General features: G+C 63.8%; 12 protein-coding genes. All 12 read left to right on the top strand.

Going from position 1 to position 13,108, the window contains the following annotated elements:
• Positions 1–165 precede the first annotated feature (165 nt).
• The 12 genes from OU02_RS00060 (at position 166) to tsaD (ending at position 13,018) form a co-directional block, all read left to right on the top strand.
• Positions 166–570, top strand: a complete 405-nt coding sequence (locus tag OU02_RS00060; RefSeq protein WP_033488229.1) for a pyridoxamine 5'-phosphate oxidase family protein — start codon at positions 166–168, stop codon at positions 568–570.
• A gap of 129 nt (positions 571–699) precedes the next feature.
• Positions 700–1,536, top strand: coding sequence for a histidine phosphatase family protein (locus OU02_RS00055; RefSeq protein ID WP_033488228.1), 837 nt, complete (start codon positions 700–702; stop codon positions 1,534–1,536).
• Between the two features lie 133 nt (positions 1,537–1,669).
• Positions 1,670–2,620 carry a magnesium transporter CorA family protein gene (locus OU02_RS00050; protein WP_033488227.1) on the top strand — a complete coding sequence of 317 codons (951 nt, stop codon included), beginning with the start codon at positions 1,670–1,672 and terminating at the stop codon, positions 2,618–2,620.
• Between the two features lie 4 nt (positions 2,621–2,624).
• The gene (locus tag OU02_RS00045; RefSeq protein WP_033488226.1) at positions 2,625–3,476 is read left to right on the top strand and encodes a transporter substrate-binding domain-containing protein; all 852 of its coding nucleotides are present in this window, start codon (positions 2,625–2,627) and stop codon (positions 3,474–3,476) included.
• A 39-nt stretch (positions 3,477–3,515) separates the two neighbouring features.
• Positions 3,516–6,488, top strand: a complete 2,973-nt coding sequence (gene leuS, locus OU02_RS00040; RefSeq protein ID WP_033488225.1) for a leucine--tRNA ligase — start codon at positions 3,516–3,518, stop codon at positions 6,486–6,488.
• Positions 6,489–6,596: 108 nt separating this feature from the next.
• Complete coding sequence (locus tag OU02_RS08195; RefSeq protein ID WP_051918204.1) at positions 6,597–7,256, top strand: ComEA family DNA-binding protein; 660 nt, start codon at positions 6,597–6,599, stop codon at positions 7,254–7,256.
• A 1-nt stretch (position 7,257) separates the two neighbouring features.
• Positions 7,258–8,952, top strand: a complete 1,695-nt coding sequence (locus OU02_RS08190) for a ComEC/Rec2 family competence protein (RefSeq protein WP_160248834.1) — start codon at positions 7,258–7,260, stop codon at positions 8,950–8,952.
• A gap of 42 nt (positions 8,953–8,994) precedes the next feature.
• Entirely contained in the window at positions 8,995–9,963 is a 969-nt protein-coding gene (holA, locus tag OU02_RS00025; protein WP_033488231.1) for a DNA polymerase III subunit delta, read from the top strand.
• Positions 9,964–9,972: 9 nt separating this feature from the next.
• On the top strand, positions 9,973–10,578 hold the full coding sequence (gene tsaE / locus OU02_RS00020) for a tRNA (adenosine(37)-N6)-threonylcarbamoyltransferase complex ATPase subunit type 1 TsaE (RefSeq protein WP_051918206.1): 606 nt from the start codon (positions 9,973–9,975) through the stop codon (positions 10,576–10,578).
• Positions 10,579–10,643: 65 nt separating this feature from the next.
• The gene (gene tsaB, locus OU02_RS00015; protein ID WP_033488224.1) at positions 10,644–11,459 is read left to right on the top strand and encodes a tRNA (adenosine(37)-N6)-threonylcarbamoyltransferase complex dimerization subunit type 1 TsaB; all 816 of its coding nucleotides are present in this window, start codon (positions 10,644–10,646) and stop codon (positions 11,457–11,459) included.
• On the top strand, positions 11,456–11,956 hold the full coding sequence (gene rimI, locus OU02_RS00010) for a ribosomal protein S18-alanine N-acetyltransferase (protein ID WP_033488223.1): 501 nt from the start codon (positions 11,456–11,458) through the stop codon (positions 11,954–11,956). Before tsaB ends, rimI begins: the two co-directional genes overlap by 4 nt.
• A gap of 18 nt (positions 11,957–11,974) precedes the next feature.
• Entirely contained in the window at positions 11,975–13,018 is a 1,044-nt protein-coding gene (gene tsaD / locus OU02_RS00005; protein ID WP_033488222.1) for a tRNA (adenosine(37)-N6)-threonylcarbamoyltransferase complex transferase subunit TsaD, read from the top strand.
• Positions 13,019–13,108: the final 90 nt, after the last annotated feature.

The raw sequence follows: 13,108 nt of genomic DNA, 5'->3' as shown, positions 1-13,108 counted from the left end.
GGTCAGGGGTTCGAATCCCCTTAGCTCCACGACTTGAGGCCTTCGCATGATTGCGAGGGCCTTTTGCGTATGTCTGCATGGGCCTATGCCCTTGAGAGCGTAAACGGCGACACGGCCGCCGCCGAACGCGTACAGTGGGTACTACACCCCTATGAAAGGATTCCCATGGCAACACTTACCGAAGACATGAAGCAGTTCATCAACGACAACCTGGCGTTCGTCGCCACAGTCAGCGCCGACGGCGTGCCGGACCTCGGCCCCAAGATGTCGATGTTCGCGCTCGACGACAACCATCTGGCCTACCACGAGCGCACCGGTGGCCAGACCTACCGCAATCTTGAGAACGGCAGCCCGCTCGTCGTGGCGTTCGTCAATTTCGAACAGAAGAAGGGCTACCGTTTCCGTGGTGAGGTTGTGCTGCACACCGACGATGCGATCTACGACGAACAGGTCAAGCTCGCCGAACAGCGCGGCACGAAGAAGCCGGCCTGCGTGCCGGTCATGGAAATAGCCCAGATCGAGGACCTGTCCGCCGGCGCCCATGCGGGCACCACAATCGCCAAGGACTGAGACGCGCCGGCAGGTGCGCACATGGGCCGGCCGGCCACCTTCGACCGACCGGCCCATACCTATGCCATAGTGGCGCACGCGAGCCACATCCATGCACAGTAATCACGGTACCAAGGAGTTGCACAATCCATGATCGACGAAGTCGTCTTCCTGCGCCATGGGCGCACCGGATTCAACCTCCAACGGCGATTGCAGGGGCAGATCGACATCCCGCTCGACATCGTCGGCCAATGGCAGGCGGACCAAAGCGCATACACTCTGGCGCAACGCTTCTACTGGGCCAAAGTGAGCGCCATCGCCACCAACCCCGACCTGTTGCCGCGCAGCGCCGACCCATCCGTACGTCGTATGGACGTGGATGAATACCGCAAGGCCCCCGCCTCAGGGCGCACGATGCACGTGGTCAGCTCCGACTTGTTCCGCGCCCAGCAGACCGCGCACGCGTTCGCCGACATCCTGGGCCTCGACGTGCATCTCGACGCGCGGCTGCGTGAACGCAGCTTCGGGCAGTGGGAAGGCATGACCCGTGAAGAGATCCGCGAACGCTTTCCCGAAGGGTTCCGCTCATGGATCGCGCACACCGGCGGCGAACTCGAATACGGGGTCGAAAGCCGTACCGACCTCGGCGCGCGCGGCGCCACGACAATCGCCGACTATGTGCACACCCATGCCCAGGACCCCACCCCCACAACCCTGTTCGTCGTCTCCCACGGCTCATGGATCGCCGCGACGATCGGCACACTGCTCGACATGGACATGGACAGCCTCAACACGCTCGATGGCATCCGCAACGCGTTCTGGTCCACGATGGGCGCCGGCACCGACACGACCGGCACACATTGGGTGCTCACCGAATTCAACCAAGGCCCCGACATCGCCGCCTGCGGCGATTGGGAGAACGGGCCCGCATCCTTGCGTAACCCCGGCATGGGGGTATGGAAACCGGTCAAAGGGGCCAAAGCGTAACCGCGCCGGCCTGTCGCACCGTTGCGACTAAGCTGGGTGAGGTTTTCGCGTGCGGGCCGGCGCCACGCCGCCGCCGCGACGCACACGCCCGTCATGCACCGCACGGCGTCGACCGAGAGGCAGGTGAACTCCCATGTTACGCATGTTCAGTACGGTAAACGGCCAGATCGAACAGATAGACAAACCCGAAAGCGGATCGTGGCTCGCACTGTCCGACCCCACCGACGTGGAACTCACGACCGTCGCCCAAGAGACCGGCGTCGACCTCGCCGACCTGCGCGCCCCGCTCGACGACGAGGAACGCTCACGCGTCGACGTCGAGGACAACTACACGATGATCATCGTCGACATCCCCACCGTGGGCGAGCGCGCCGGACGCAACTGGTACGAGACGATCCCATTGTCGATCATCGTCACCAAGACACTCATCATCACCGTCTGCATGCAGGACACCCCCGTGCTCCACCCCTTCATGGAAGGCACCATCCGCGGCTTCAACACGTTCATGCGCTCGCGGTTCATCCTGCAGATTCTCTACCGCAACGCCACCATGTACCTGCGCTACCTGCGCATCATCGACGGCGAAACCGACAAACTCGAACTGCGTCTGCGTCATTCGATGCAAAACCGCGAGATCCTCATGCTGCTCGAACTGAGCAAGACACTCGTCTACTTCAACACGTCGCTCAAATCCAACGAGATCGTGATGGAGAAACTCACCACGCTGTCGCGCATCAAACAATACCCTGAGGACGAAGACCTGCTCGACGACGTCATCACCGAAAACAAGCAGGCCATCGAAATGGCCAACATCTACAGCGGCGTCCTCGCGAACATGACCGACGCGTTCTCGTCGGTCGTGTCGAACAACCTGAGCAACGTGATGCGCATCTTCACGATCATCTCGATCACCCTGTCGATCCCCACGCTCATCTTCTCGATGTACGGCATGAACTTCCAACAGGGCATGCTCGGCATGCCGTTCACCGACTCGCGATGGGGCTTCCTCATCATCATCGTGCTGGCCATCGCATTGTCATTGGCTTCGCTGTGGTTCCTGACCCGTTCGCGACTGTTCAAGTGAGGCCATGATGAGCACACGACACACCATCGGCGCGGCCCTGTGCACCTTGGCGCTCGCCGGTGTGGCGGCCTGTGGCACCCCCATCGAGGTGAGTGCGCCCGGTCAGGCCGACGGGCCTGTGCTGTCGATCGGCGTGGCCCTCGACGAGCCGGGCATGAGCTGGTACCACAATGGCGCCTATTCGGGGTTCAGTGTGCAGGTGGCGCAATATGTGGCCAAGGTGCTTGGCTATGCCAGCAAGCAGATCGTGTTCCGCAACGTGCCGATCGACGAGCGCGCGCAGCGGCTCGCCGACGGCACGGTGGACCTCGTCGTGGGCTCATACGGAGGACAGGAATCCGATGGCGCGCAGGTCGACTATGCCGGCCCGTACCTTGACGTGTCCCAGGGCCTGCTGGTGCGCGGCCATGACGATGCCGCCCGCGCGGTCGACGGCACTGGCGACCTCGCGGGACGCACCGCGTGCATCGTGCAGGGCAGCGACTCCGGGCAGGCGTTGCGCGCGCAGGTCAGTTCGGTCAGCGTCGAGGAACGCGACACCTACCAGCAGTGCGTCTCGTCGCTGCTTGCAGGCGAGTCCGACGCGGTGGCGGCCCCCGAACCCATTCTGTACGGATTGCGCGACCAGGGGGGCGGCGCCTACCTCGATGTGCTCGGTGACTCGTACGGCATCGCGCGCTTTGGTGTGGGCGTGCGCGCGGGCCAACCCAAGTTCGTTGCGCAGATCGACGCGGCGTTGCGCCAGATGGTCGCGGATGGCTCGTGGCGGCAGGCCGCCGACGGCCTGCGATCGAGCGTGGGGTACCGCGTGGATATGGCCGACAATCCTCCCAAGCTCGCCGAAGCCAAGCAATGACGCGCGCCGTGTCCAGTTACATGGTGATAATCGTTGCCTATGAGTGACAACCAGTCGGGCGCGCACAGCCCAGTCAATGAGCCGGAAACCGCACGGTTCCGCTACAACGCCGCCATGGCGCAGCAGATCGAAGAGAAATGGCAGAACATCTGGGAGGACCAGGGCACGTTCTGGGCCGCGAATGTCAGTGGCGGCCTCACTGATGGCGAGGGGCGCCATGCGGAGGGACGCACGTCGTTCTTCGCGATGGACATGTTCCCGTACCCGTCGGGCAAGGGCCTGCACGTGGGGCATCCGCTTGGCTATCTGGCCACCGATGTGGTGAGCCGCTACCACCGCATGAAGGGCGAGAACGTGCTCCATGCGATGGGCTATGACGCGTTCGGCCTGCCAGCCGAGCAGTTCGCTGTGCAAACCGGCCAGCATCCGCGTGTTACGACCGAACAGAACATCGCCAACATGCGGCGCCAGTTGCGCCGCATGGGCCTGAGCTTCGACGACCGTCGTTCGTTCGCCACGATCGAACCGGGGTATGTGCGGTGGACACAGTGGATCTTCTCACGCATCTTCGACGCATGGTACGACCCGGACAAGCGCAATCCAAGCGGTTCCATGGGGTGCGCCCGGCCGATCGGCGAACTCGTGGAACAGTTCCGTTCGGGCGAACGTCCGATCGACGGCCATGAGGGCCAGGCATGGGACGAGCTCAGTGAGGCCGAGCGTTCGGATGTGCTCAATGAATACCGCCTCGCCTACATCTCCAAGTCGCCGGTCAACTGGTGCCCTGGCCTGGGCACGGTGCTCGCCAACGAGGAGGTCACGGCCGAAGGGCGTTCCGAACGCGGCAATTTCCCCGTGTTCCAGCGTGAACTGCGCCAATGGTCGATGCGTATCACCGCGTATGGCCACCGTCTGATCGAGGACCTCAACACGATCGACTGGCCTGAGAAGGTCAAGCTCATGCAGCGCAATTGGATCGGCGAATCGCATGGCGCGTCGGTGGACTTCACGGTGGCCACACCGCAAGGCGAGCGCACGATGGAGATTTACACGACGCGCCCCGACACACTGTTCGGCACGACGTTCTGCGTCGTGTCTCCCGAACACCCGTTGCTCGCCGACGTGCCGGACCAGTGGCCAGACGGCACACCCGAAGCGTGGACGGGTGGCTATGGTTCGCCGCGTGAGGCCGTCGCCGACTACCGGGCAGCCGCGGCCGCCAAGACGGCGAAAGACCGTGTGGACGATGCGGGGGAGAAGACGGGCCTGTTCACCGGCCTGTACGCCACCAATCCGATCACGGGCGCGCAATTGCCGGTGTTCACCGCGGACTATGTGCTGATGGATTACGGCACCGGTGCGATCATGGCGGTGCCGGGCGGCGACCAGCGCGATTATGATTTCGCGGTCAAGTTCGGCCTGCCGGTCATCTACACCGTGCAGCCGCTGCCGGACAGCGGCGAGACCTTGGCCGACTATGAGGGCAAGGCGCCGTTCGTCTCGCATGACGGTGTGGTGATCAACTCGTCGGTGGACGCCACATGGAAGCGCGGTGACGTGTTGAGCCTCGACGGCATGCGTGTGGATGACGCGGTGCGCGCGGTCACCGCATGGCTTGAAGAGGCGCAGGTGGGCCATGGCACCACAAGCTACCGTCTGCGTGACTGGCTGTTCAGCCGCCAACGCTACTGGGGAGAACCGTTCCCGGTGGTGTATGACGACGAGGGTGTGCCACATCTGGTGCCTGACAGCATGCTGCCGATCAATCTGCCCGACGTGCCCGATTACAGTCCCAAGACCTTCGATCCGGACGACGCGCAGTCGAACCCGGAGGCGCCGTTGAGCCGCAACGCGGAATGGGTGGATGTCACACTTGATCTGGGCGACGGGCCGAAGACCTACCACCGTGACACGAACACGATGCCGAACTGGGCCGGTTCATGCTGGTATTACATGCGCTACCTCGACCCGCATGACGAGCGGCACATGGTGGAACGTGACGAATACGATTATTGGATGGGGCCCAAGCACAACGCCACAGCCGGCGAGGCCGGCGGCGTGGACCTGTATATCGGCGGTGTGGAGCATGCCGTGCTGCACCTGCTGTATTCGCGGTTCTGGCACAAGGTCCTGTTCGACCTCGGGTATGTGGATTCGTTCGAACCGTTCCACAAACTGTTCAACCAAGGCATGATCCAGGCGTATGCCTACACCGATGACCGTGGCCAGTATGTACCCGCCGACGAGGTCGAGGAAGGGGAGCCGGACGCGTCCGGCGAACCGACGTTCACATGGCATGGCCAGCACGTCAACCGTGAGTTCGGCAAGATGGGCAAGAGCCTGAAGAACATCGTGACGCCGGATTACATGTATGACCATTATGGCGCCGACACGTTCCGACTCTATGAAATGAGCATGGGCCCGCTCGACGAGTCACGCCCGTGGAACACACGCAACGTGGTGGGCGGCATGCGGTTCCTGCAGCGCCTGTGGCGCAACGTGATCGATGAACACACCGGGCAGACCGTGGTCAGTGACGAGGCGTTGGATGAGAAGACCCTCAAACTGCTCAACAACACGATCGCCGACGTGACGGCCGAAATGGAGGGGATGCGCCCCAACACGGCCATCGCCAAGCTCATCGTGCTCAACAACCATCTGACCGGCATGGAGCGCGTGCCCCGCGCCGCCGTGGAACCGCTTGTGCTCATGCTCGCCCCGATCGCCCCGCACATCGCGGAGGAACTGTGGAGCCGGCTGGGGCATGACACGACGCTCGCGCACCATCCGTGGCCGCAGGCCGATGAACGCTATGTGGGCCAGGACAGTGTGACCGCCGTGGTGCAGATCAAGGGTAAGGTGCGCGCCAAGCTCGAGGTGAGCCCGGACATCGACCCCGATGAGCTCGAACGCATGGCCTTGGAAGCGGTGGCTTCGCGTCTGGGTGGGGTGCCACCGCGCAAAGTGATTGTGAAGGCCCCCAAGATCGTGTCCATCGTACCGGGGCAGTGATCGCCTGCGGCGAATGTTCGCTGCGGGCCGGTGTGGATGGACAGGGCGTCCGACCACACCGGCCCGCAATATTGGACGGATGCCCATGGAACCACGCACAGTGGGTCCATGGGCATCCGTCATATTGCATCGTCGAAGCCGGACCGCGGCGGCCGGCTGGCCGCCACACGCCACGACACCTGTGTGCGCGCACGGCCGGCATGGATGGATGTGCCGTTGCCGCCACGGCCGGTTGAGGACGTACCGCCGTCCGGTGAACACGCCCCACACCAGATGGACACCGCCAGCACACTGCGCACATGGACGGCCGTACGCCCGCAAGAGGCAGCGGAACAGGAGGTGGAACGTGACAGGCCACGGGTAAGCGTCGAACCGGTGCATGCGCTCATCGTCGTCGGCGTGCTCGTCATCGCCCTCGCCACCTCCCTGACACTGCTCATCCAACAGTCGATGAGCCTCGCCCACGAGCAGAGCACCACCCCAACAGTCAGCGCGACAGCCAGTGCAACCGGCACCGAGCCGCCGCAATCCACCCCGGTGCCGTCCGAACCCACCACAGTCGAAACCACCTCCACATTGGTCGACCTCAACACCGCCAGTCAGGCGCAACTCGAAAGCGTCAAAGGCATCGGCCCGGTCACCGCGGCCAACATCATCGCATACCGCGCCAGCGCAGGCCGGTTCACCAGTGTCGACGAATTGCTCAACGTGCATGGAATTGGCGCGAAAACCCTCGAGAAGATCCGCCCCTATGTGGGGGTGCGGTGACATGCGCGCGCCATGGACGAGCCGGGAACACGGCGGCCGTGACATGCGCCTGCTGACCATGGCCGCAGGCATGTGGGCGGCCGCGCTCGCCGCCACACCACTCATGCAGCCCCACAACGCGCGCACCCTGATCATCATGGTGGCCATCCTCATCTGCGCTGCGGCCGGGGTGGTGTTCACAACCTGGATGGCATACGTCACCCACAACCACGCCGCTTTCGCACGGCGCGCCGCAACCGTCATGATGCTCACCTTCGCAGGCCTCGTGCTTGGCGCTCTGGCTGCCATGACCCATACGGCCATGCGCGCCGTCGACCCCGTGTACGCGGCGAGCGCACAGGGAGTGGCCCACGGCGTCTACCGTGTGCGCGCCACAGCCCCCGCCCTGCGTGCCAACGGCCCTGCGGCCGATTGCGCCGTCGACGTGATGGTCGAACAGACTATCCAGAACGGTGTGCAACAATCCGCGCGCGTACCCGCGACCCTGCAGGCGCGCGGCGACGTGTGCGCCACAATCGAACAAGGCGCACGCTACGATGTGCACGGTGCGGCACAGCGCGCAGTCTGGGACACGACCCGCATCATCCTCACCGCGCGCACCGCCACCATACATGCGCCGGCGCCACCATGGTGGCACGGCATCGAAACACTCCGCGCTCGCTTCTTCGCCGTCGCCGCCCGATTGGACGACCAGGGCCGTGTGCTCGTGCCCGGCGTCACCCTCGGACTGCTCGGACAGGACATCCTCACCGGTGTCACCATCGACGAGACGTACGCGAGCCAACTGGAAGACCACTGCAAGCAGGCGGGCATCATGCACGTCATGGCCGTGTCAGGCGGCCATTATGCGCTCATCGCGCGCCTGTGCACCATCATCGGCGCGTTGGCACGCCTGCCGCGTGGGGCGCTCGCCATACTACGTCTTGCCACCGCCGGAATGCTCACGATGCTGCTCGTACCGGGGCAGTCAGTCACACGCGCACTGCTCATGGGCATATTCGCCGTCGGTTATGCGCTGTGCCGGCGCCCCTGCCAGACAATGCACGCGCTGTGCTGGACCACCATGCTCGCCTTGTTGACCGACCCCACGCGCGCCACGAACTACGGATTCGCCCTGTCATGCGCCGCCGTATGCGGCATCGCCACCATGATGCCGCGCATACAGGCATCGTGCGCACGGTGGATGCCACGCGGTGCGGCGCAGGCGCTCGCGATGACGGTGAGCGCGCAAGTGTTCACCCTACCGGTGCAGATCCTCATCAGCCCACAGGTGCCGCTCTGGTCCATACCTGCGAACCTCATGGTGGCGCCGTTCACCGACGTGGCCACCATCACCGGTCTGCTCGCCTGCGTCTGCGCCACGGCATGCCCTCCATGCGCCATCGTGTTCGCCACGCTCTCCGCATGGTGCACACGACCGATCGCCTTGGCGGCAGACCTGTTCGGCGCCGCGGAGGACGGGTGCATCCCATGGGCGCAAGGAGCTCCAGGCATGCTGCTCATGCTCGGCACACTCGCCGCCGGCATCGCCCTGCTCATCGCCCTGCATCATCTGCACGCCATCGTCCAGCTGATCCACCACCACGGCCGTCGGGGGAGCATGCACGCCAGTCGCCCAGTGGACGCCGCACGCCGGTGGTGGCGGCAGACAGCCACCATGCTCACGGACATACCATGGAGCCAAGGCAAGGAGTGAACACGCATGCGGATTGTCCAACGATACGGCGACATTGAACATATGGCAGCACACCACACACCCCGCTGCGTCATCATCCGCGGCGGCGACGAATACCTCAACCGTCTCGCCGCACGGCGCCACGCCCGCCAATGGCTTGACACCCACCCGGACAGCGAACTGATCGAACTGGAAGCCAAAGACAGCAGCCAATACGATTTCGAGGAAGCCACAAGCCCCTCACTGCTCAGCCCCAGCGCCGCCGTCATCATCAACCATGCGGAAGACTGCGACGAACCACTCGCCCAAGCCATCACCGACCATTGCCGCAACCCCCACGGCGAAACCGACGGATCCCTCGTCATCCTCAGCCACAACGGGTCCCCCAAAGGCAAACGACTGATCGACACCCTCACCAGCCTGCACGCCGTACTCGAAGACATCCCCAAACTCGACAAACCACAGGCACGCCTCAACTTCACCCTCCAAGGCTTCGAACAACGCGGGCGCACCGTGGAACCACAAGCCGCCCAACAACTCGCCAGCGTGCTCGGCGAACGCCCCGGCGAACTCGCCGCCATGATCGAACAACTCTGCTTCGACTTCGACACCAACCCCATCACCCTGCACCAAGTCAACCAATACCTGATATCCGACCCCCAAGTCACCGGATTCGCCATGGCCGACCAAGCACTCGCCGGACACGGCGCCCAAGCCGTCATCATGATGCGCTCCGCCATCAGCCAAGGCACCGAACCCATCGCACTCATCGGCGCGCTCGCGATGAAACTACGCTCCATGGCCAAAGCGTCGGCCGTACGCGCCGGAGCCATCACACAGGCCGAATCGAACATGGCGCCATGGATGCTGCGCAACGCATCCAAACAACTGCCCGGATGGACATCCGCAGGCATGGCGCAATGCTTCAGCCAACTCGCGTGGGCGGACGAACAATGCAAAACCAACGGTTCAGACCCCATCTACGCACTCGAACACGCCATCGAACTCATCAGCCGCAAAGGCATCGCATAAGGACACCGCATGCACACCACCATCACCGCCGCAACCGCCGCAGACATGCGCGCATTGGGCACCCACCTCGCCAACCACATGCACGGGGGAGAGGTCATCCTCCTATCCGGGCCATTGGGCGCCGGCAAAACCACCTTCGCCCAAGGATTTGGCGCCGGGCTGGGCATACGCGAACCCATCGTCTCACCCACCTTCACCATCGCCCGCGAACTCAACGGCCACTTCGCCAACGGCACACCCGCACACCTGATCCACGTGGACGCCTACCGGCTCGGAGGCACCGACTACGCACCAGGGCAAGACAGCGTGAACCGCCTCCTCGACGAACTCGAAAGCCTCGGACTTGACGAAGAGCTCGAAGAACCCGGCACCCACACCGTCATCCTCATGGAATGGGGTGAACAAATGGCCGCAGCGCTCGCCGACGAACGACTCGAAGTGCATATCGACCGGCCCCTCGACACGATGGTGCCGGAGATGGCAAGGGCCGGTCTCCCCGTGGATCCCACAAGCGCGGGTGACCGCATCGTCACCCTCACGCCCGTCGGCCCCTACTGGAACCAGTTCATGCACGATCTGCCCGACATGCCAACCATGGGGAAGCGGCAGGCATAGCCTCACACCACCACTCCATATTCCAACCCCCACCCACCCCAACACACAACCGCAGGAACCACAGCATGCACACACTCGTCATCGACACCGCATACGGATCCACAGTCGGCATCGTCGGCCACGAACCCATCCAGGAACACAATTCACGCACCCACGTCGAACGCCTCCAAGTGGACATCGCCGCCGCATGCACCCAAGCAGGCATCACCCCACACGACCTGGACCGCATCATCGTCGGCACCGGCCCGGCACCCTTCACCGGCCTGCGCGCCGGCATCGTCACCGCACAAGCCATCGCCTTCGCCACCGGGGCCGAACTGCTCGGCCAAAACGACCTTGAACCTTGCGCCGCAACCATGCACGCCGCACGCCGCCACGACCCCCGGATCAGCACACTGCTGCCAGCGGAGGCACGAGACGCCATCGACTCGACCTCCACATGCACACCCCTCACCCTCGCTCTCAACGACGCGCGCCGCAAACAACTCTACTTCGCGCTCTACAGCCACACCGACGGCGCACCAACCGCAGTGATCCCCATGGACATCGACTACCCCGAACACATCACCACACGCGTCAACGACGCCATACACACCCTCCAACAGAACCATCCCGGCACCCAATACACCATCGACATCATGGGGCACGGAGCCAACACCTACACCCAACACTGGGCCTCCCTGCACAACCCCGGCGCCATCGTCAACCTCACCGCACTCGACCTGGGAGCCACCGGACTCACCCTCTTCGACCACCTCGCCGAAACCCACACCACGCCACAATCCGTCGAACCCCTCTACCTACGCCGCCCAGACGTCAGCGTACCCAACCCACTCAAACACGTCCTCAACCACGCGCCAGCCACCAAGGACGCCGCATGATCGTCAACCTCACCACACTCGACCAAGACCAAGCCATCGAACAAATCAGCCAACTCGAACCCCAACTTTTCGGCACCAGCGCATGGAGCCCCAACGCCATCCGCCAGGAACTCAACGCGCCAGCCCGCACCTACTGGGCCGACATCGATCCCACAACAACCCCCGGCAACCCTGTCATACGCGGATACGCCGGCATCTGGTTCGACGGCTACGACACGCAGATCATGACCATAGGAGTAGCGCCACAACACCAACACCACGGCATCGGCCAAACACTCCTCCAACAGATTATCGACCAAGCCACAGCCGACCACGCCGAACGCATCCTCCTCGAAGTCCGCGTAGACAACACACCAGCACTCACCCTCTACACCAAAAACGGATTCACCCGCATCGGCCTACGCAAACGCTACTACCAACCAGAAGGCATAGACGCATACACCATGGCCCTTCCCCTCAACCCCCACACCATCGGATTCCAACCCACCCACGCCTAACCACCACACGGAGCCACCATGAGCCAACCAACCATCCTCGGCATCGAATCAACATGCGATGAAACCGCAGCCGCCATCGTCACAGGACACACCCTACAATCCAACGTCGTCGCCTCATCCATGGACGAACACGCCCGCTACGGCGGCGTCATCCCAGAAATCGCCTCACGCGCCCACGCCCAAGCCTTCACCCCGGTCGTCAACAAGGCGCTCGCCGACGCCGGACTCGACCTGACCGACATCGACGCCATCGCCGTCTCCGCAGGCCCCGGCCTCGCCGGATGCCTTGCCGTCGGCGTCTCCGGCGCCAAGGCGCTCGCATGGGCGGCCGGCAAACCCATCTACGGAGTCAACCACGTCATCGGGCATGTGGCCGTCACCCAGCTGCAGTTCGGCGCACTGCCCGCCAACACGATGGCGCTCATCGTCTCGGGCGGTCACACGTCATTGCTGCATGTCGATGACATCGCGCGGCATATCGATGTGGTGGGCACCACGCTCGACGACGCGGCGGGCGAATGTTTCGACAAGGTGGCGCGACTGCTTGGCTTCCCCTACCCGGGCGGCCCGCACATCGACGAACATGCGCGCAAGGGGAATTCCCATGCGATCCGTGTGCCGCAGGGCCTGACCCAAGGCAACGCGGGCAAGCGCCATCCGTACGATTTCAGCTTCTCAGGGGTCAAAACAGCTGTGGCGCGGTGGATCGAACAACGGCAGGCCACGGGCGAAGTGGTGCCGGTCGACGATGTGTGCGCATCGCTTGCGGCCTCGGTGGCCGATGTGCTCGCCACGAAAGCGATGCGGGGGTGTGCGCAGTACGGTTCGGACACACTCATCGTGGGCGGCGGGTTCTCCGCGAACTCGCAATTGCGCGCCGCACTGCTCGAGCAAGGTGAGCGCCACGGCGTGGATGTGCGCTTGCCTGAACGGGCATTGTGCACCGACAACGGCGCCATGGTCGCCATGCTTGGCGCCAACCTCGTGGAAGCCGGCGTGCGTCCGTCGCCGTTGGATTTCCCGATCGATTCGGCGATGCCACTTACGCGAATCTCCATGTGAGCCCCGGTAAGACACGCCGAGTTGCATTCAATGAATTTGCGTGTAGACTATTTTTCTTGTGCGCTGGAGTGATTCAGCGTGGCAGTATTC

This window comes from Bifidobacterium pseudolongum subsp. pseudolongum DSM 20099 (genome assembly GCF_000771225.1).
GTDB lineage: Bacteria > Actinomycetota > Actinomycetes > Actinomycetales > Bifidobacteriaceae > Bifidobacterium > Bifidobacterium pseudolongum.
This window is presented reverse-complemented; position numbering and strand designations above follow the sequence as displayed.

Bases quoted from the DNA above. Each gene is read 5' to 3' on its own strand.
- OU02_RS00060 (WP_033488229.1), top strand. From the start codon at position 166: ATGGCAACACTTACCGAAGACATGAAGCAGTTCATCAACGACAACCTG.
- OU02_RS00055 (WP_033488228.1), top strand. From the start codon at position 700: ATGATCGACGAAGTCGTCTTCCTGCGCCATGGGCGCACCGGATTCAAC.
- OU02_RS00050 (WP_033488227.1), top strand. From the start codon at position 1,670: ATGTTACGCATGTTCAGTACGGTAAACGGCCAGATCGAACAGATAGAC.
- OU02_RS00045 (WP_033488226.1), top strand. From the start codon at position 2,625: ATGATGAGCACACGACACACCATCGGCGCGGCCCTGTGCACCTTGGCG.
- leuS (WP_033488225.1), top strand. From the start codon at position 3,516: ATGAGTGACAACCAGTCGGGCGCGCACAGCCCAGTCAATGAGCCGGAA.
- OU02_RS08195 (WP_051918204.1), top strand. From the start codon at position 6,597: ATGGGCATCCGTCATATTGCATCGTCGAAGCCGGACCGCGGCGGCCGG.
- OU02_RS08190 (WP_160248834.1), top strand. From the start codon at position 7,258: ATGCGCGCGCCATGGACGAGCCGGGAACACGGCGGCCGTGACATGCGC.
- holA (WP_033488231.1), top strand. From the start codon at position 8,995: ATGGCAGCACACCACACACCCCGCTGCGTCATCATCCGCGGCGGCGAC.
- tsaE (WP_051918206.1), top strand. From the start codon at position 9,973: ATGCACACCACCATCACCGCCGCAACCGCCGCAGACATGCGCGCATTG.
- tsaB (WP_033488224.1), top strand. From the start codon at position 10,644: ATGCACACACTCGTCATCGACACCGCATACGGATCCACAGTCGGCATC.
- rimI (WP_033488223.1), top strand. From the start codon at position 11,456: ATGATCGTCAACCTCACCACACTCGACCAAGACCAAGCCATCGAACAA.
- tsaD (WP_033488222.1), top strand. From the start codon at position 11,975: ATGAGCCAACCAACCATCCTCGGCATCGAATCAACATGCGATGAAACC.